Genomic DNA, 15,635 nt, shown 5'->3' with positions numbered 1-15,635 from the left:
CCCGGGAGTATCGGTAGGGATGAGCAGCGCGCTGATTCCCTTGTGTCTGGGAGCGTTTGGGTCGGTGCGGACGAAGGTGAGAATGACGTCGGCGTCGTGGGCTCCGGAGGTCCATACCTTTTGCCCATTCACCACGAACTCATCACCGACCAGCTCGGCCTTCGTCCGCACCGACCCAAACGCTCCCAGACACAAGGGAATCAGCGCGCTGCTCATCCCTACCGATACTCCCGGGGTAGTGCGCCGCCCCTTCCCATCGGTCTATGACTCAGACGAGCTCGACTTCAACGAGGTGTTCTTCAACGATGCCCGGGTGCCCGCGGATAACCTGGTCGGCCCGCTCAATGGCGGGTGGCGGGTCGCCAACGGCTCGCTCGGCCACGAGCGAACCCTGATGTGGATGGCCTTCGCGAACCGGCTCGAGCAACTCCTCGAGGACTACCGGCCAACCGACGAGGTGAACGCGGACCACTACGCCACCATCGTGATGGACTACTACGCGCTGCGGCTCCTCGGTTCGGCTGCGCTGGGCCGAGCGGCCCGAGGTGAGGTAGACGTGGCAGCTTTGTCCGTGCTGAAAGTGTTCGGTTCGGAGGCCGAACAGAGCGCGCTGCGGCACGCGCTGGACGCCGTCGGGGTCGACGGATTACGCGACAAAATGCTGACGGCCCCGTATAACCCGTATGCCCCCGACCTATTCACTGCCGGCTGGTTCGCGCGCTACATCAGCAGCTACGCGGGCACGATCGCGGGCGGCACGTCGGAGATTCAGCGCAACATCATCGCCCAGCGTGTCCTTGGTTTGCCGTCACGCTGATTGCGCCCCTCACAACGCCGGGCACAGGGACGACAGAAACTCCTGAGTTCGGCGTCGCGATTCGGCCCGCTCGCCAATGTCGGTGCCCAACGGCACGATTCGCACCGCCAGGTCCGTGACGCCCGCGTCGCGATACCGGCGCAGCCGATCCAGCACGACCGACTCGTCGCCGGCCGCCATGGTGTCGCCGACGTCTTCGGCATCGCCGTGCTGCAGCAGCCGCACATAATTCGGCGAGAAGTCCGCGTGCCCGAGCAGCTCGCTGGAGTAACCGCGGGCATCGTCGGTCTCGCTATTGGCGCAGAGCACGACGGGAACACCGGCGACGATGCGCGGCGCGGGCCGCCCGGCCCGGTGAGCCGCCGCAGTGATGCGGGGCACGACGTGGTCTGCGATTGCGCGCTCGTCCGCCATCCACAAAACGGTGCCGCCGGCCCGCTCGCCCGCGAGCTGCAGCATCGCCGGCCCGAGCGCCGACAACAGCACCGGCAGCTCGAACGCGTCGGTGACATCGACCGGCGAATGGACGCAATAGTTTTCGTTGTCGACGTCGACAGTCCCGGGTCCGGCAAACGACGCGTCGAGCACGTCAAGGTAGTCACCCATCAAGCGCACCGGGCGGTCATAGGGCAATCCCAGTTGAGCGTTGACGATCCAATGATGGGAGGGTCCGATGCCGAGCGTGAACCGCCCACCGCACGCGACCTGGGTGGTCAATGCCTGTTGCGCCATGATGATCGGATGGCGGGTCTGAATCGGAACCACCGCCGTACCGATCTCAATGCGGTCGGTGGCCTGCCCGATCAGCGCCACGGCGGTCATCGCGTCGAGATAGCCGGGGACCTGAGGCATCCAAAAGGCGGTGAAACCATGGCTTTCGGCCGCGACGCCATCGGCTATCAGCCCGGCAAGTCGATCAGCACGCGAACGCTCCTTGTCGGAGCCGACCATCAAGCCGATGCGCATGCGACCGCTCCCCTACGGCACATACCGATCCCATTCGTACGGAACTACCGCGAAAAATGGTGCGGCGAATAGAGGTTCGATCTCGGACTCGGCCCAGCGGGCCGTCAGCACCGGTCGCAGCCGTTCCGCAGTGGCAATCGGGTCGTCATCGAGGAAGCAATACGTGATCGTCTGATTCTCTTGTGCACTGGCCAAGCTGGTATCGACCCGACGCGATAATGCGGACCAGACACCGGCGACGCCCTCGACTTCCACCAGCGGGTTCGGCGATGTCGATCCCCGCTCGACCAACACGAATGCGCCCCGCACGGGCAGCCAGGGCAGGACATCCGAACCGACCCTGACGCGCGTCGCGGCCGCTTTGCGTTGCACCGCGTACACGCCGCGTTCCACCGGCGGCAGCAGCGGGAGTTTGCGGCCGGCATTCCCGAGCGCCGTTGACAGTTCGTTGAAATCCCGAAGTCCGGCGGTGTCGGTGAAGAAGTACGTCATCACGTGATCGACCGCGTTCAACGGCCCGTCGCTGAGCGCGCGCGCGGAACGACAGGCCGGCGTGGACACCAGGCGCAGCGAGGCGCGCACCGCGGCCAGCCTGTGCTGCTCCGGGCGGTGGTCAAGGCTGTGCCAACGCAGGTACTCGGCGTCTTTTCCGTCGGGGTGGCGGATCGCCATGGAGACGAACAGCGTGGTGATCTCGCCGCTGCCGGTGGCAAGGATCTCGGTGACCTCGTCCGACGGCGTGCCGGGAAGATGCATGGCGTACGTCCTCAGGCTCTCGTCGAATCATGTTGGTCCAGCGGAATTTCCGGGTGGCGGGCCGCAATCATGCGCCGGAAGCCCTCGCGCCAGGGCACTTTCGTGGGGCCGAGTACGTCGTGCATGTGGGTGACGTCCGGCCACAGCGGGGTGTGCGCGTGGGGTGTGTACTCGAAGATCGGCTCGACACCGACCAGCTCACCCATGAACGCGCAGTACTCCTCGACGCTGACGGTCTCGCTGCCGGCCCAGTTCACCACGACCGGCGGTGTTGCGGCGACTTCCATCGCGCGGATGCCGAGCTCCACGTAGTCGTCTTCGTAGATGGGGTTGTAGTAGTTCGGCTTGTCCGGATGCAGCCGAATGGGCTTGCCCGCCAACATCGCATCGAGACGATCGGCGGGCGCACCGCCCTGGGGTCCGTACGTCGAACAGATCCGGATGATGGTCATCGGAATCTGAAAGTGCCGGGCGATCCAGGTGCACACCGCTTCTGCCGCGATCTTGGAGAAGCTGTAGTTCGCCCGCGATGGCGCTCCGGGCGGATCGGTCTCGGTCAAGGGCCGCCGGCCCTGATAGGCGTAGATCGAGCCGGTGGAGCAGAAGACGAAGCCCTTGGCGGTGCGGCAGTGGTAGAGCAGTTCGCCGGACATCTGCGCGTTCGTTTCCACGCACCGGTTCCAATCGTCCGTGCCGGGATCCACGGCCGCGTGGAAGACGTAGGTGAAATCTTCCGGGAGACCGGAGAAGTCGCCGGCACTGACGTCCAGCGCCACGGGTTTGATCCCGGCGTCCAGAAGTTTTTCCCGGGCCGCGGGGTTTTTCAGGCGGGCGGCCCCCCATACCTCGTTTCCCGCTGCTGCCAGGGCACGCGCGATGGGGAACGCGATCTTGCCGGTCGCCCCGGTGACCAGGATTTTCTCCGCGTCGAGCAACAAGCCTCCCAATGTGAAGTACTTGATACGTCGTTGGAGCATAACGCCCGGCCAAGCGGAAACGAGGACGGGTGGTCGAGCTCGATGTGGTGTCGGCTCCCAAATCGTTTGCACGTGGTCGTGGCGGTATCAACGGAATAAGCTAGAGCCAATCAAGGTTGGGATGGCCCCGATGGGAGGCCCACCATGAGGTGGTTTGTTCGGCGTCTGACCGCCATCATTGTGATGGCCTTCGTGGCCATGGCGGTTGCCGTGATCGCGAGGCCGGGAATCAGCTCGGCGCAGTGCGATCCCAACATGTCGTGGAATTCGACGACCAGGGAATGCAAACCGCCCCCGCCGGTGCCGGATTGGTACACGCCCCCGCCGCCATATGCACCGTCATTCGCCGGGCAGAATGTGCCGCCACCGCCGCCACCTCCGCCATCGCCGTCGTGGGCACCGCAGGTCCCGATGTGGAGTGTCGGCTTTCAGCAGTGGGGCTATTACGCAGGCAACGTCTGGGTGCCGCTCTGACGGGTCGTGCGGGCGTCCCCCCACCCGACGCACGGGACGGGCACTGCCCACGTCATCTGGATCGCGCCTGCTTGGCAGTGATAACGTAATTCTCCGATTCGTATAACGGGCCTACCAAGTTGCACCCAGGCCCGTTCGACTCCCGGAGGTGACGTGACAGCAGCGCCGGGCCGCCCACTGCCCCTGGTCACAGAAGAAAACGAGTTTTTCTGGACCTCGGGCGCCGACGGAAAGCTGCGGCTGCAGCAATGTAGGGCATGCGAATCCCTGATTCATCCGCCGGCGCCGGTATGCCGCTATTGCCGCTCACTGGATGTGGGGGTTCGCGCGGTCTCCGGCAAGGCGACGCTGGCCGGATTCACCATCAACGAGCGGTTCAGTCTGCCGGGGCTGGCGGCGCCGTACGTGATCGCCCAGGTGGCGATCGCCGAAGATCCCCGCGTGCGATTGACCACCAACATCGTGGATTGCGACTTCGACGGACTCGAACTCGGCCAGCAGGTCGAGGTCGTCTTCGAGCAGGTCGAGGACGTGTGGTTTCCGCTGTTTCGGCCCGCGCAGCAGGCAGGGGCCGACGCCGAGCCCGGTGAGCTGCCGGTCGACGAGGTCGCGCCGGACCGCTTCGGCGAACACGTCCGGCCCATGCTCACCCCGGAGAAATTCGAAGACAAAGTCGCGCTGACCGGGATCGGCATGTCGCCGATCGGACGCCGGCTGATGCAGCCGCCGCTGGCGTTGACGGTGCAGGCATGCGAAGCGGCCATCGCCGACGCCGGGCTGACGTTCGCCGACATCGACGGCCTGTCCACCTACCCCGGCGCGATCAACGTCGGCGGGTTCGGCGAGGGCGGTGTCACCGCTGTCGAAGCCGCGCTGGGCATTCGGCCGACATGGCACAACGGCGCCATGGAGACGTTCGGCCCGGGCGGCTCGGTGATCGCCGCAATGCTCGCGGTCGCAGGCGGCCTGGCACGTCACGTGCTGTGCTTCCGGACGCTGTGGGAAGCCACCAACGGCGAGCTGATGAAGCAGGGCAAGATCAGCCCGTCGATGGGCCGGATGTCGGGCTGGCAGATGCCATTCGGCGCAACGTCTGCGGCACATACCCTGGCGATGAACGCGCAGCGGCACTTTCACCGGTACGGCACCACCAAGGAAACGCTGGGCTGGATCGGTTTGAACCAGCGCGCCAATGCCGAACTCAACCCGACCGCCATCTACCGGTCGCCGATGACGATGGACGACTACCTCAACGCGCGGCCCATCACCACACCGTTCGGTCTCTACGACTGCGATGTGCCCTGCGACGGCGCGATCGCCGTCATCGTCTCGGCCGTCGACGCCGCCCGCGACCTGGCCAAGCCGCCCGTGCTGGTGGAAGCGGTGGGAACGCAGATCATCGAGCGAATCGACTGGGACCAGAGCACTCTCACCCATGAGCCACAGGTGCTGGGACAGGCGGCGCACGTGTGGACGCGTACCTCGCTGCGCCCGGCGGACGTCGACGTCGCCGAGCTGTACGACGGATTTTCCTTCAACTGTCTGTCCTGGATCGAGGCGCTGGGCTTCTGCGGAATCGGTGAGGCCCGCGAATTCCTGGACGGCGGCAAGAACATTGCGCGCGATGGCCTGTTGCCGCTCAACACCCATGGCGGCCAACTGTCACACGGCCGGACCCACGGCATGGGCCTCCTGCACGAGGCCATCAGCCAACTTCGCGGCGAGGCGGGCGACCGCCAGGTGGTCGACGCACGGGTCGGCGTGGTCAGCAGCGGTGGCCTGACTCCCAGCGGTGTGCTCCTGCTGCGGGCCGACGGATGAGCGACCGGGCGCCGCGCCCCCGGCTGGTGATCGTGGACGGGGTGCCGATGTCGGCGATCGTCGCCGAAGCCTCCGACCCGAAAGCCGTGATCGTGGCCATCCATGGCGGCGGCACCACCGCGATGTATTTCGACTGCCCCGGCCGCCCGTCGTATTCGCTGTTACGCACCGGCGCCGCAGCAGGATTCACCGTCGTGGCGCTCGACCGGCCCGGCTACGGCAGTTCGGCGGCCTACCCCGAGGCGATGGTCTCCGGCGAGCAACGCGTCAATCTGGCCTACGGGGCGGTTGACCGCATCCTCGGCGAACGACCGAGTGGCGCCGGCTTATTCGTGATGGGCCATTCGGGCGGATGCGAACTGACGATGCGGATGGCCGCCGATGAACGCGGTGCCGATCTGCTCGGCATCGAACTGGCCGGCACCGGCCGGCACTATCACCCCGCGGCTCGCGACATGCTGAAGACGGCAACGCGCGAACGCCGCCCCTCCGGGCTGCGCGAGCTGTTGTGGCAACCGGAACATCTGTATCCGCCGGAGATCCTCACCGGAGTCACGGTCTCCCCGACCGCCCCGGCCTACGAGGACCAGATGGTGTCGGACTGGGCCCGCCAAACGTTCCCGGCACTGGCACCGGCCGTGCGGGTGCCGGTGCACTTCAGCATCGCCGAGTACGAAAAGGTCTGGCAGACCGATGCTTCGGCCGTCGAGGAGATCACCGCGATGTTCTCCGCCGCGCCGGGGTTCACCGTGCACAGGCAGCTCGGGGCTGGGCACAACATCAGCCTCGGGCACACCGCCGCCGACTATCACGCGGAGGTTCTCTCGTTCGCCGACGAGTGTGTGGGCGCGGCTTCGCCGGAAACCGAGACCGATGTGGAGGCCGGCTGATGCGCGTCGGGTTCATCGGGTTGGGCAGTCAGGGCGCGCCCATGGCGCGGCGCATCGCCGAGGCCGGCTACCCCACCACGTTGTGGGCGCGCAGACCAGAGGCTCTCGAGGCATTCGCCGACACCTCGGCCGACATCGCCGAGTCCGCGGCCGAACTCGCCGCGGCCAGTGACCTGGTCTGCCTCTGCGTGGTCGGCGACGCCGACATCGACGAACTCGCCTGCGGCGAAAACGGATTGCTCTCGGCGATGACACCCGGCAGCGTCATCGCCGTGCACAGCACGGTGCACCCCGATACCTGCCGGGAACTAGCGAAAAAGGCCTCATCCCAGGGTATTTCGGTCATCGACGCGCCGGTCAGCGGCGGAGGTGGGGCGGCGGCCGAGGGCCGTCTGCTGGTGATGGCGGGGGGCGACACCGACGTTGTCGAGCGCTGCCGTCCGGTCTTCGAAACCTATGCCGATCCCGTCGTTCACCTCGGCGTGCTGGGTTCCGGGCAAACCACCAAGCTCCTCAACAACTTGTTGTTCACCGCCAACCTGGCCACGGCAGCCGCCGCCCTGTCACTGGCCGATGCGCTGGGCGTCGAACCGGACCGTCTCACCGAGGTGGTCTCACGCAGCAGTGGCAACAGCTTCGCGCTCAATGCCCTCGGCGGTATCGGCGGGCTGGATCGGCTGGCCGGTGTGGCGGGAGGGTTGCTGCAGAAGGATGTCCGGCTGGTCGTCGACCTTGCCGACCAGGCCGGGGCGACGGGCGGTGCGGTGCTCGATGCTGCCGACGCGGCGCTGGTCCTGATGGACCACCCACGGTGAAGCCGGATTCATCGGCGCGGGTCGGATGGGCCGCCCCGTGGTGGGCCGTCTGGTAGCGGCCGGTCACGACGTCCAGGTCTTGGTCTGAGATGCCAGCGTTTTGGTCTTTCCGGTTCGTCATGAAGGTATTACCGTTACCGTTACAGTCAAGGACTCCGCTGTAACGGTTTCAGCCCGACCTCGCCGATGAGGAGCATGTAGTGACAAAGCCGAAGGTCGTCTTCGACCCGTTCTCCGAGGACTACTTCAACAACCCGTTCGAGATATATCGACGGATGCGCGAGGAAGCACCGCTGTATTACGACGAGAAAGAGGATTTCTACGCTCTGACCCGCCACGCAGACGTCGCGGCGGCGTTCAAGGACTTCGAGACCTATTCCTCGGCGCGCGGCTGTGACCTGGCGATGGTGCGCAAGGGCATCCCTCCCGAGCAGAAGTCCATCATTTTCATGGACCCGCCGGAGCACCGCCACATGCGCAGCCTGCTCAACAAGGCGTTCACCCCGAGAGCCATCCAATCGCAGCGCGAAACGGTCATCGAAACGATCGACAAGTACCTCGGCGCCGCCGATCCGGACAACTTCGACGTCGTGCAGGACTTCTCCGGCCCGTTCCCGGTGGAAGTCATCACCCGGATGGCCGGAGTGCCGGAGGAATACCGCCAGCAGGTGCGGCACTGGATCGACACCGGTCTGCACCACGAACCGGGGCAGATCGAGGTCAGCGAAGCCGGCATCCAGGCCAACATCGACACGGCGATGTACTACTTCAGCCTGGTGCAGCAACGACGCGAAGTTCCGCAAGACGACATGATCAGCCGGTTGATCGCCGCCGAAATCCCTGGCGAGGACGGCCAACCACGCAAGCTCGACGACATCGAAATCACCGGCTTCGCGACCCTTTTGGGCGGGGCGGGCGCCGAGACCGTCACCAAGCTGCTCGGCAACGCGGCGGTGATCTTCGCCCGCCATCCCGAGCAATGGCAGAAGTTGCAAGAGGATCGCGACAAGATCCCCGGGGCGGTCGAGGAGCTACTGCGCTACGAGGGGCCGGTGCAATACAACGTCCGCTACACCCTCAAAGAGGCGCACGTCAGCGGCGGCGTGATTCCGGCGGGCAAACCGGTGTTTCTCTGCGGCGCCGCAGCGAACCGGGACCCGGAAGCCTTCACCGACGCCGACACATTCGACATCGAGCGCGACCACACCGAGGCGCAGCACCTCGGTCTCGGGTATGGCATTCACAGCTGCCTCGGCGCCGCGCTGGCCCGCCTGGAAAGCAGGATCGCGCTGGAAATGCTGCTCGACTTCATGCCGCGCTACGAGGTCGACATGGCGGGGTGCAAACGGGTGAACATGCAAAACGTCGCGGGCTGGAAGAACGTGCCCGTCAAGGTGCTTCGATAAGGGGGTCCACGGTGACGAAGAAGATCGAAGTCGATTGGGGACTCTGCGAGAGCAACGGCGTCTGCATGGGCATCAACCCAGACATCTTCGAGCTCGGCGACGATGACATGCTGACCGTCCACCAGGAAGAAGTCACCCCGGAGAACGAGGCGGACGTGCGCGAGGCCGTCCGTCAATGCCCCCGCCAGGCAATCTCCATCGTCGGAGAGTAGCGATCAGAATCCGGCGAGGATGACGGCGTTACAGTCGGCCGCCGCCTGCCGCAGTTTCGCCGCCTTCTGGTAGCCCTCGGACTCGTACCACGCCCGAGCCGCATCCACCGACTCGAATTCCAGCACGACGGTCTGGTCGCCGTGCCAGTCGCCCTCGATGACCTTGGGCGCGGTGTCGACCGCAAGAACGGTGGCACCGCTCATGGCTGACCCGGCGGCCTGGGCGTATGCCTTCATGCCCTCCGGGTCTTTGATGGCCTCGGTCAGGATGACATAGCCTTTTGCCACTCGAATCTCCCTACTCGCCCGTGTATTTGGTTATTTCTCACTGATCGCCTGCTCGGGACAGCATTGGATTGCCTCCTGGGCTGCGGACTCCAATTCCGTCGGGACATCGGAATCTATCGCCTCGGCGTACCCGTCGTCCGTCAGACTGAAAACGTCGGGGCACAGCGTGAGGCACATGCCGTGACCGCGACACCGCTGGTCGTCTACCCAAACCTTCATGCCAGCGTGAACTCCAGGTGCAATTCGGTCAGGCCACGCAGGATGTACGTCGGAACATATTGGTAGTGGCGGTCATTCGCCGGCCCATGAACGTCCTCGTTGATCCTGATGTCCGTCGTGCGGTCCAGCAACCGTTCGATCGCCACCCTGGTTTCGGCCCGCGCCAGCGGCGCGCCCGGACAGCTGTGGATACCGCGCCCGAACGAGATGTGCTGGCGGGCGTTCTTGCGGGCCGGATCGAAGGTGGCGGGTTCTTCGAACCGGCGCGGATCACGGTTGGCCGCGGCCTGCACGATCATCACGGTGGTGCCGGCCGGCAGGTCGACGCCGCCGACGTTGACCGGCCGCCGGTTCATCCGGAAATCGCCCTTGACGGGGCTCTCGTGGCGAAGCGACTCTTCGATGAAGTTCGGAAGGAGGCTGCGGTCCTTGCGCAACTGCGCCTGAATGTCGGGGCGCTCCCCCAGCGTCTGCAGGGCCGCGCCCAGCAGACGGACGGTGGTTTCCTGTCCCGCCGAGAAGACGTTGGCCGCGACGCGGGCCACGTCCTCGACGTCCGGGACCGAACCGTCGGGGTACGTGGCGGTCGCCAGGCCGGTCAACACGTCATCGCGCGGCTCGCTGCGGCGGTCGGCGATGTAATCGGAGAACAGACCGTAGAGGAATTCCAGGGGGCTGTGCGCCAACGATTCCTTGCCGGTGCCCCCGACGCCACCACCCGAATGCTCGCGGATGCCGTTGACGAACTTGTCGCGATCCTCCATGGGCACCCCCAGCAGGTCGGCGATCACCAGCAGGGTGAACGGGCCGGCGAAGCCCTTGATCCATTCGCCGTGGCCGGGCGCCAGGAAGTCGTCGAGCGCTTGGTCGGCGAGCGCCCACATGGCGTCCTCGTTCTCCTTGAGGCGCTTAGGGGTGATCAGCCGCATCAACAGCGAGCGGTGGTTGGTGTGGGTCGGCGGATCGAGCGTGGGCAGCTGATCGCTGAAGGGCAGCTCGTCGCGGTGCTGCTCGATCAGCTCGGTGATGTCGTCACCTTCGATCGGGACCGGAAAGCCGGGGAACGGGCCGGTCACCGAGATGCACGAGGACCACGTCTCGGCGTCGTTGAGCACCGCGCACGCCTCGTCCCAACCGGTGATCATCGTGACGTCGTGGTGGCTTTCCCGGGTGACGGGGCATTGCTGACGCAGCGCCTCGTAATAGGGATAGGGGTCCTCGATGAGCTCGCTGCCGCGGAAGAAGTCCAACTCGGAGAATTCGTTCGACATCTCCTGCTCCTTGAATCTCGGCTAGTGAGAACGTGCCTCTCGCAGATGAGTATTACATTTTCACACGCCGTGGCGGTCGTCAACGACGGGGCCCGCCCGGACGCAGCAGCGAGCGACAAATCGTCCGGACCGCTATCGCTGTCGCGGCGGCTAGCTGGCGGGGACCAGATCAGCGGCAACCGATGGCCACGCCAGGAGCCCACTGCGGAACGTCTCGACGCCACCGATCGCGGCGTGCGGTGCAGCCGCGGCCGTGAGGGCCTGGGCTTTGAACGTTTGCGCGGCCATGCTCAGCCGGTGCTGCACCAGGCCGACGCTGTCATCGAGCTCGGACGGCCAGTTTTCGCCCCACAGCGTGACCTCGGTGACGCCGTGATCGAGGGCCTGCAGCACGCCTTGGCGCACCCGCGAGTCGCAACCGAACAGGTCCGCCGCCGCCGCCAGGGCCTGCGGGCGGGGCCGCGATTGCACCGACGCCAGAGCCTCTTCGAGGTCGAGCACCTGGGCCCCGATGATCTGCAGCGGCCGGTCATCCGGGTGGTCGGCTAGATCCATCAAGAGCACGGTGACGTCCCATCCCGCCATCGATCGGTCGAAGAGCCAGCCGCCGGCGAACCTCACCACGTCGACGACGGTCGAGGCGACGACGTCGAGCCGGTACCTCATACCGTCTCGAGCTTCTTCGGGGGCGCGAAGTCCCGCGCCAGTGTCTCGGCGTACTGCTTGAACACCTCGGGCAGCGGTATCGAGGGATCGAGTAACCATGTGGTTTCCATTCCGTGGACGAAGGCGAGGATTTCTACCGCCTTGACGGCGGGGTCTAGGTCTTCGCGATACCGGCCATCGGCCTGGCCGCGACGGATGAGGTCGGCGACGATGTCGGTGGCGGCGCGGTGTCTGGCCAGCATGCGGTCGTGCAGAGGAGCTTCGGGAAGGATGTTCTCGACCAGCAGTACGGTGAACGTGCCCACCAGTTCGGGGGCCCGGCGAAAGCGGTCGGCGACCGCGGTGATCTGGTCGAACAGGTCGCCGGTGCGGTCGGCGTGGGTGTCGTCATCCAGGTCGCGGGCATCCAGCACGGCGTGCAGCAACTGCTCCTTCGACTCGAAGTGATGCAGCAGGCCCGCGGGGGTGACCCCGGCCTCGCCGGCGATCTGCGCAAGTGTGGTGCTGCGCCAGCCGTTGCGGGTGAGCAGGCGTTGCGCGACGTCGAGGATCCGCTGTTTGCGGTCCTCGCCTTTGGCGAGAAGCGTGTCGTATCGCCGCACGACGGGCAATGGAAGCCTCTCTAACCACGTGTAGCGAACCCAGAAACCAACCTAGTGAACACACAGTAGGTTAGTTTGGCCGCTGTGACAAGGGTCACGTGGTGCCTGTTTTGCTGCGCGCCGGGCGGCGTCAGCTCACCAGCTCGACCAGCGTGGCGTTGGCGGTACCGCCACCCTCACACATGGTCTGCAGCCCGTAACGAATCCCGTTGTCGCGCATGTGGTGCGCCATGCGGGTCATCAGCACCGCCCCGGATGCGCCCAGGGGGTGTCCCAGCGCGATGGCGCCGCCCAGTGGGTTCATCCGGGCCGGGGCCGCACCGGTTTCCGCCAGCCACGCCAGCGGCACCGGCGCGAAGGCTTCGTTGACCTCGAAGACACCCACCTCGGACAGCGAGACGCCGGCCTTGCGCAGCACCTTCTCGGTCGCGGGGATGGGGCCGGTGAGCATCAGCACCGGATCGGCCCCGGTCACCGCACCCGCCAGGTACCGCACGATCGGGGTCAAGCCGAGTTCGACGGCCATCTCGGCGGTGGTCACCAGCAGAGCGGCGGCACCGTCGGAGATCTGTGAGGAATTGCCCGCGTGGATCACGCCGTCCTCGGCGAAGGCGGGCTTGAGCGTGCCGAGCTTCTCCACGCTGCTGCCGCGCCGCACGCCCTCATCGGCGGTGACGACATTGTTGTCGGCGCCGTCGACGAACACCGGCACGATCTGCTCGGTGAATGCGCCGACGTCCTGAGCCGCGGCGGCCCGCTCGTGGGACTCCACCGAGAATTCGTCGAGCCGGGTGCGGGAGAATCCCCACTTCTTGGCGATCATTTCCGCCGAGAGACCCTGGTTGAACGAGAAGTCGTCATAGCGGGCAAGGACTTTCGGGCCGTACGGCATGCCGGTTGCCCGGGCCGAACCGAGCGGAACGCGGCTCATCACCTCGACTCCGCCGGCCACCACGACATCCTGCTGACCTGACATCACCGCCTGTACGGCGAAGTCCAGTGCCTGCTGGCTGGACCCGCAGGCGCGGTTGACGGTGGTCCCCGGAATGGTCTCGGGCCAACCGGCGGCCAGCACCGCGTAGCGGCCGATGTTGCTGGACTGGTCGCCCACCTGGGAGACGCAACCCCAGATCACGTCGTCGACGATCTCGGGACCGATGCCGGTGCGTTCGACGAGTTCGGTCAGGACGACCGCGGAGAGGTCGGCGGCATGCATGCCGGACAGGGCGCCGTTGCGCTTCCCCACCGGTGTACGCACGGCCTCGACGATGACTGTTTCACGCATATCTCTACTCCGATTGCTTCTCGCCCGAATTTGGGTCGACGCCAGATTTCGATAGAGCCCACCGACCAGTAAACGACGGCTCCCGGCGCTGCGCGAAAGCGGCATAGGCCGCCGCCGTGTCTGCGGTGGCAAAGTTGACGCCCTGTGCGCGGGCCTCGCTGGCCAGCGCGTCACGCAGGGTATGGTCGGCGCCCTCGTTCAGTAACGCCTTGGTATGCGCCAGCGCGATCGGCGGACCGGCCGCCAGCCGGTTGGCGAGATCCTGGACGAAGACGTCGATCTCCGCGGCCGACACCACCCATGTCACCAGGTTGAGGGCACACGCCTCCTCGGCGTCAATCGTGTCCGCGAGCAGCGCGAGCCGCTTGGCCTGTTGCAAACCAACGATTTTGGGCAACAGCCACGAGCCGCCGAGATCGATCGACAGGCCACGCTTCGAAAAGATCTGGCAGAAGGTCGATTCCGGGGTCGCCACCACCAAATCACAGCCCAACGCGAGGTTCCAGCCCGCCCCGACGGCCACGCCGGTCACCATGGCGATCGTCGGAACCGAAAGCTCGTGCAACGCCAGCGCCACGTCGGTCAACCGCTGCAACTTGTACTTCGGATGAATGTCCTCCGGAGCCGAGATGTCTGCGCCCGAGCAGAAGCTGCCCCCGGCGCCGGTGATCACCAGTGCGCGCACGCCGGGATCGTGTCCGGCCGCGTCCAGCGCGTCGCGCAGGGCAACCCACAGTTCGGGGTTGATCGCATTCTTGCGGCGCGGTCGGTTGAGAGTGAGGGTGCGCACCCCGTCGCGGTCATCCGACAGTAGCGTGGGGTCTTCGGCTGTGGTCATCGGCGTCGCAGGGGCGTCACATTCCATGCCGCCGTCCACCGGCAGTGGCCATCAGTAGCTTCTCGGCAACTTCAGGACGTTGGCTCCCAGGAAGTTCAAAATCATCTCCTGGCTGACCGGCGCGATTTTCATCAACCGAGCCTCACGGAAGTAGCGCGTGATGTGGTATTCCTCGGCGTAACCCATGCCGCCGTGGGTTTGCAGCGCCCGGTCCGCGGCGGTGAAGCCGGCGTCGGCGCAGAGATACTTTGCGGTATTGGCTTCGCGCCCACAGGGTTTGCCGTTGTCATAGAGCCAGGTGGCCTTGCGCAGCATGAGTTCGGCGGCATCGAGCCGGGCCAGTGAATCGGCGAGCGGAAACTGCAATCCCTGGTTCATGCCGATGGGCCGGCCGAAGACCTCGCGCTCGTTGCCGTATTTCACCGCCTTTTCCAGCGCCACCCGGCCGATGCCCAGAGCCTCGGCCGCGATCAGCATCCGCTCCGGGTTGAGGCCGTCGAGAATGTACTGAAAACCCTTGCCCTCTTCGCCGATTCGGTCCTCGATCGGCACCTCGAGGTTGTCGATGAACAATTCGTTGGAACTGACCGCGTTGCGGCCCATCTTGCGGATAGGACGGATGTCGATGCGGCTGCGATCGAGATCGGTGAGGAACAACGTCATCCCGTCGGTCTTCTTGGTGACTTCCTCGTAGCTTTGGGTCCGGGTGAGTAACAGGATCTTGTCGGATTCCAGCGCCTTGGAGATCCAGACCTTGCGACCGTTGACGATGTAGCGATCGCCGTCGCGCTTGGCGAACGTGGTGATGCGTGAAGTGTCAAGTCCGGCACCGGGTTCGGTGACGCCAAAGCAGACGTGTACCTCGCCGGTCGCGACGGCGGGCAACGTACGTGCCTTGAGCTCATCGGAGCCGTGCACCACGACCGGCTGCATGCCGAAGATGGACAGGTGAATCGAGCTGGCGGCGTTCATGGCGCCGCCGGATTTGGCGACCTCCTCCAACAGGATCGTCGCTTCGGTGATTCCCAGGCCATGGCCGCCGTACTGAGTTGGGATGGTCATTCCCAACCAGCCGCCATCGGCGATGGCGCGGTAGAACTCGGTCGGGAATTCGTGCGCCTGGTCTTTTTCCATCCAGTACTGGTCGTCGAATTTCCGTGCCAGCTCGGCGACTGACCGTCGGATCAGTTCCTGGTCATCGGTCAGCTCAAAGTTCATTCCAGCGCCCGGCACTGCTCAGTCTCCTTCGATCGAAATGCACCGGCTTTCGGTGTCGGCCCGCTGCGCCCGGCTGCGCCGCGCTTGGGACCGCCACGGGCGCATTTGCATTCC

General features: G+C 65.7%; 19 protein-coding genes and 1 pseudogene. 8 read left to right on the top strand and 12 right to left on the bottom strand.

The features are described 5' to 3' along the window. Positions 1 to 216 (bottom strand): acyl-CoA dehydrogenase family protein (locus A5782_RS25770; protein WP_369815657.1); only part of this gene is annotated, 216 nt, incomplete at its 3' end. On the opposite strand from A5782_RS25770, the pseudogene A5782_RS20115 reads away from it, so the two are divergent. Further along, positions 161 to 817, top strand: a pseudogene (locus A5782_RS20115) (acyl-CoA dehydrogenase family protein); the annotation flags it as partial. The gene A5782_RS25770 and the pseudogene A5782_RS20115 overlap by 56 nt on opposite strands. Before the next feature lie 9 nt (positions 818 to 826). On the opposite strand, the gene A5782_RS20110 reads toward A5782_RS20115, so the two are convergent. The 3 genes from A5782_RS20110 to A5782_RS20100 are packed head-to-tail and all read right to left on the bottom strand — an operon-like array spanning position 827 to position 3,516. After that, positions 827 to 1,783, bottom strand: coding sequence for an LLM class F420-dependent oxidoreductase (locus tag A5782_RS20110; RefSeq protein WP_067103832.1), 957 nt, complete (start codon positions 1,781 to 1,783; stop codon positions 827 to 829). 12 nt (positions 1,784 to 1,795) lie between these two features. Next, positions 1,796 to 2,539 (bottom strand): hypothetical protein, encoded by a 744-nt coding sequence (locus A5782_RS20105; RefSeq protein WP_067103831.1) that lies wholly within the window; start codon positions 2,537 to 2,539, stop codon positions 1,796 to 1,798. An 11-nt stretch (positions 2,540 to 2,550) separates the two neighbouring features. Next, positions 2,551 to 3,516, bottom strand: coding sequence for an NAD(P)-dependent oxidoreductase (locus A5782_RS20100; RefSeq protein WP_067103830.1), 966 nt, complete (start codon positions 3,514 to 3,516; stop codon positions 2,551 to 2,553). 144 nt (positions 3,517 to 3,660) lie between these two features. On the opposite strand from A5782_RS20100, the gene A5782_RS25765 reads away from it, so the two are divergent. The 7 genes from A5782_RS25765 to A5782_RS20070 all read left to right on the top strand — a co-directional run bounded on the left by A5782_RS25765 (position 3,661) and on the right by A5782_RS20070 (position 9,134). Continuing rightward, positions 3,661 to 3,990, top strand: a complete 330-nt coding sequence (locus A5782_RS25765; protein ID WP_082943020.1) for a hypothetical protein — start codon at positions 3,661 to 3,663, stop codon at positions 3,988 to 3,990. 153 nt (positions 3,991 to 4,143) lie between these two features. Then, positions 4,144 to 5,811, top strand: coding sequence for an OB-fold domain-containing protein (locus A5782_RS20090; RefSeq protein WP_067103828.1), 1,668 nt, complete (start codon positions 4,144 to 4,146; stop codon positions 5,809 to 5,811). Beyond that, a complete protein-coding gene (locus A5782_RS20085) occupies positions 5,808 to 6,701 on the top strand; it encodes an alpha/beta hydrolase (protein ID WP_067103827.1) in 894 nt (297 codons plus the stop codon). Before A5782_RS20090 ends, A5782_RS20085 begins: the two co-directional genes overlap by 4 nt. Then, positions 6,701 to 7,516: an NAD(P)-dependent oxidoreductase gene (locus tag A5782_RS20080; protein ID WP_067103826.1), complete on the top strand. Its 816-nt coding sequence runs from the start codon at positions 6,701 to 6,703 to the stop codon at positions 7,514 to 7,516. Before A5782_RS20085 ends, A5782_RS20080 begins: the two co-directional genes overlap by 1 nt. Before the next feature lie 10 nt (positions 7,517 to 7,526). Continuing rightward, positions 7,527 to 7,604 carry a hypothetical protein gene (locus A5782_RS26280; protein ID WP_255360784.1) on the top strand — a complete coding sequence of 26 codons (78 nt, stop codon included), beginning with the start codon at positions 7,527 to 7,529 and terminating at the stop codon, positions 7,602 to 7,604. Positions 7,605 to 7,716: 112 nt separating this feature from the next. Next, positions 7,717 to 8,922 (top strand): cytochrome P450, encoded by a 1,206-nt coding sequence (locus A5782_RS20075; RefSeq protein WP_067103825.1) that lies wholly within the window; start codon positions 7,717 to 7,719, stop codon positions 8,920 to 8,922. A gap of 11 nt (positions 8,923 to 8,933) precedes the next feature. Further along, on the top strand, positions 8,934 to 9,134 hold the full coding sequence (locus A5782_RS20070) for a ferredoxin (protein ID WP_007777398.1): 201 nt from the start codon (positions 8,934 to 8,936) through the stop codon (positions 9,132 to 9,134). A 3-nt stretch (positions 9,135 to 9,137) separates the two neighbouring features. Here A5782_RS20070 and A5782_RS20065 read toward each other — a convergent pair whose 3' ends face one another. The 8 genes from A5782_RS20065 to A5782_RS20030 all read right to left on the bottom strand — a co-directional run bounded on the left by A5782_RS20065 (position 9,138) and on the right by A5782_RS20030 (position 15,521). Continuing rightward, complete coding sequence (locus tag A5782_RS20065; RefSeq protein ID WP_067103824.1) at positions 9,138 to 9,422, bottom strand: DUF1330 domain-containing protein; 285 nt, start codon at positions 9,420 to 9,422, stop codon at positions 9,138 to 9,140. A 30-nt stretch (positions 9,423 to 9,452) separates the two neighbouring features. Continuing rightward, positions 9,453 to 9,641: a ferredoxin gene (locus tag A5782_RS20060; protein ID WP_067103823.1), complete on the bottom strand. Its 189-nt coding sequence runs from the start codon at positions 9,639 to 9,641 to the stop codon at positions 9,453 to 9,455. Further along, on the bottom strand, positions 9,638 to 10,912 hold the full coding sequence (locus tag A5782_RS20055) for a cytochrome P450 (protein ID WP_067103822.1): 1,275 nt from the start codon (positions 10,910 to 10,912) through the stop codon (positions 9,638 to 9,640). Before A5782_RS20055 ends, A5782_RS20060 begins: the two co-directional genes overlap by 4 nt. 150 nt (positions 10,913 to 11,062) lie before the next feature. Beyond that, a complete protein-coding gene (locus A5782_RS20050; RefSeq protein ID WP_067103821.1) occupies positions 11,063 to 11,578 on the bottom strand; it encodes a hypothetical protein in 516 nt (171 codons plus the stop codon). After that, positions 11,575 to 12,189, bottom strand: coding sequence for a TetR/AcrR family transcriptional regulator (locus tag A5782_RS20045; RefSeq protein WP_067103820.1), 615 nt, complete (start codon positions 12,187 to 12,189; stop codon positions 11,575 to 11,577). Before A5782_RS20045 ends, A5782_RS20050 begins: the two co-directional genes overlap by 4 nt. Before the next feature lie 121 nt (positions 12,190 to 12,310). After that, the gene (locus A5782_RS20040; RefSeq protein WP_067103819.1) at positions 12,311 to 13,465 is read right to left on the bottom strand and encodes a thiolase family protein; all 1,155 of its coding nucleotides are present in this window, start codon (positions 13,463 to 13,465) and stop codon (positions 12,311 to 12,313) included. 4 nt (positions 13,466 to 13,469) lie between these two features. Continuing rightward, entirely contained in the window at positions 13,470 to 14,303 is an 834-nt protein-coding gene (locus A5782_RS20035; protein WP_067103818.1) for an enoyl-CoA hydratase/isomerase family protein, read from the bottom strand. Positions 14,304 to 14,354: 51 nt separating this feature from the next. Further along, entirely contained in the window at positions 14,355 to 15,521 is a 1,167-nt protein-coding gene (locus tag A5782_RS20030; RefSeq protein ID WP_067103817.1) for an acyl-CoA dehydrogenase family protein, read from the bottom strand. Positions 15,522 to 15,635 lie beyond the last annotated feature (114 nt).

The organism is Mycobacterium sp. 852002-40037_SCH5390672, assembly GCF_001665875.1.
Taxonomy (GTDB): domain Bacteria; phylum Actinomycetota; class Actinomycetes; order Mycobacteriales; family Mycobacteriaceae; genus Mycobacterium.
This window is presented reverse-complemented; position numbering and strand designations above follow the sequence as displayed.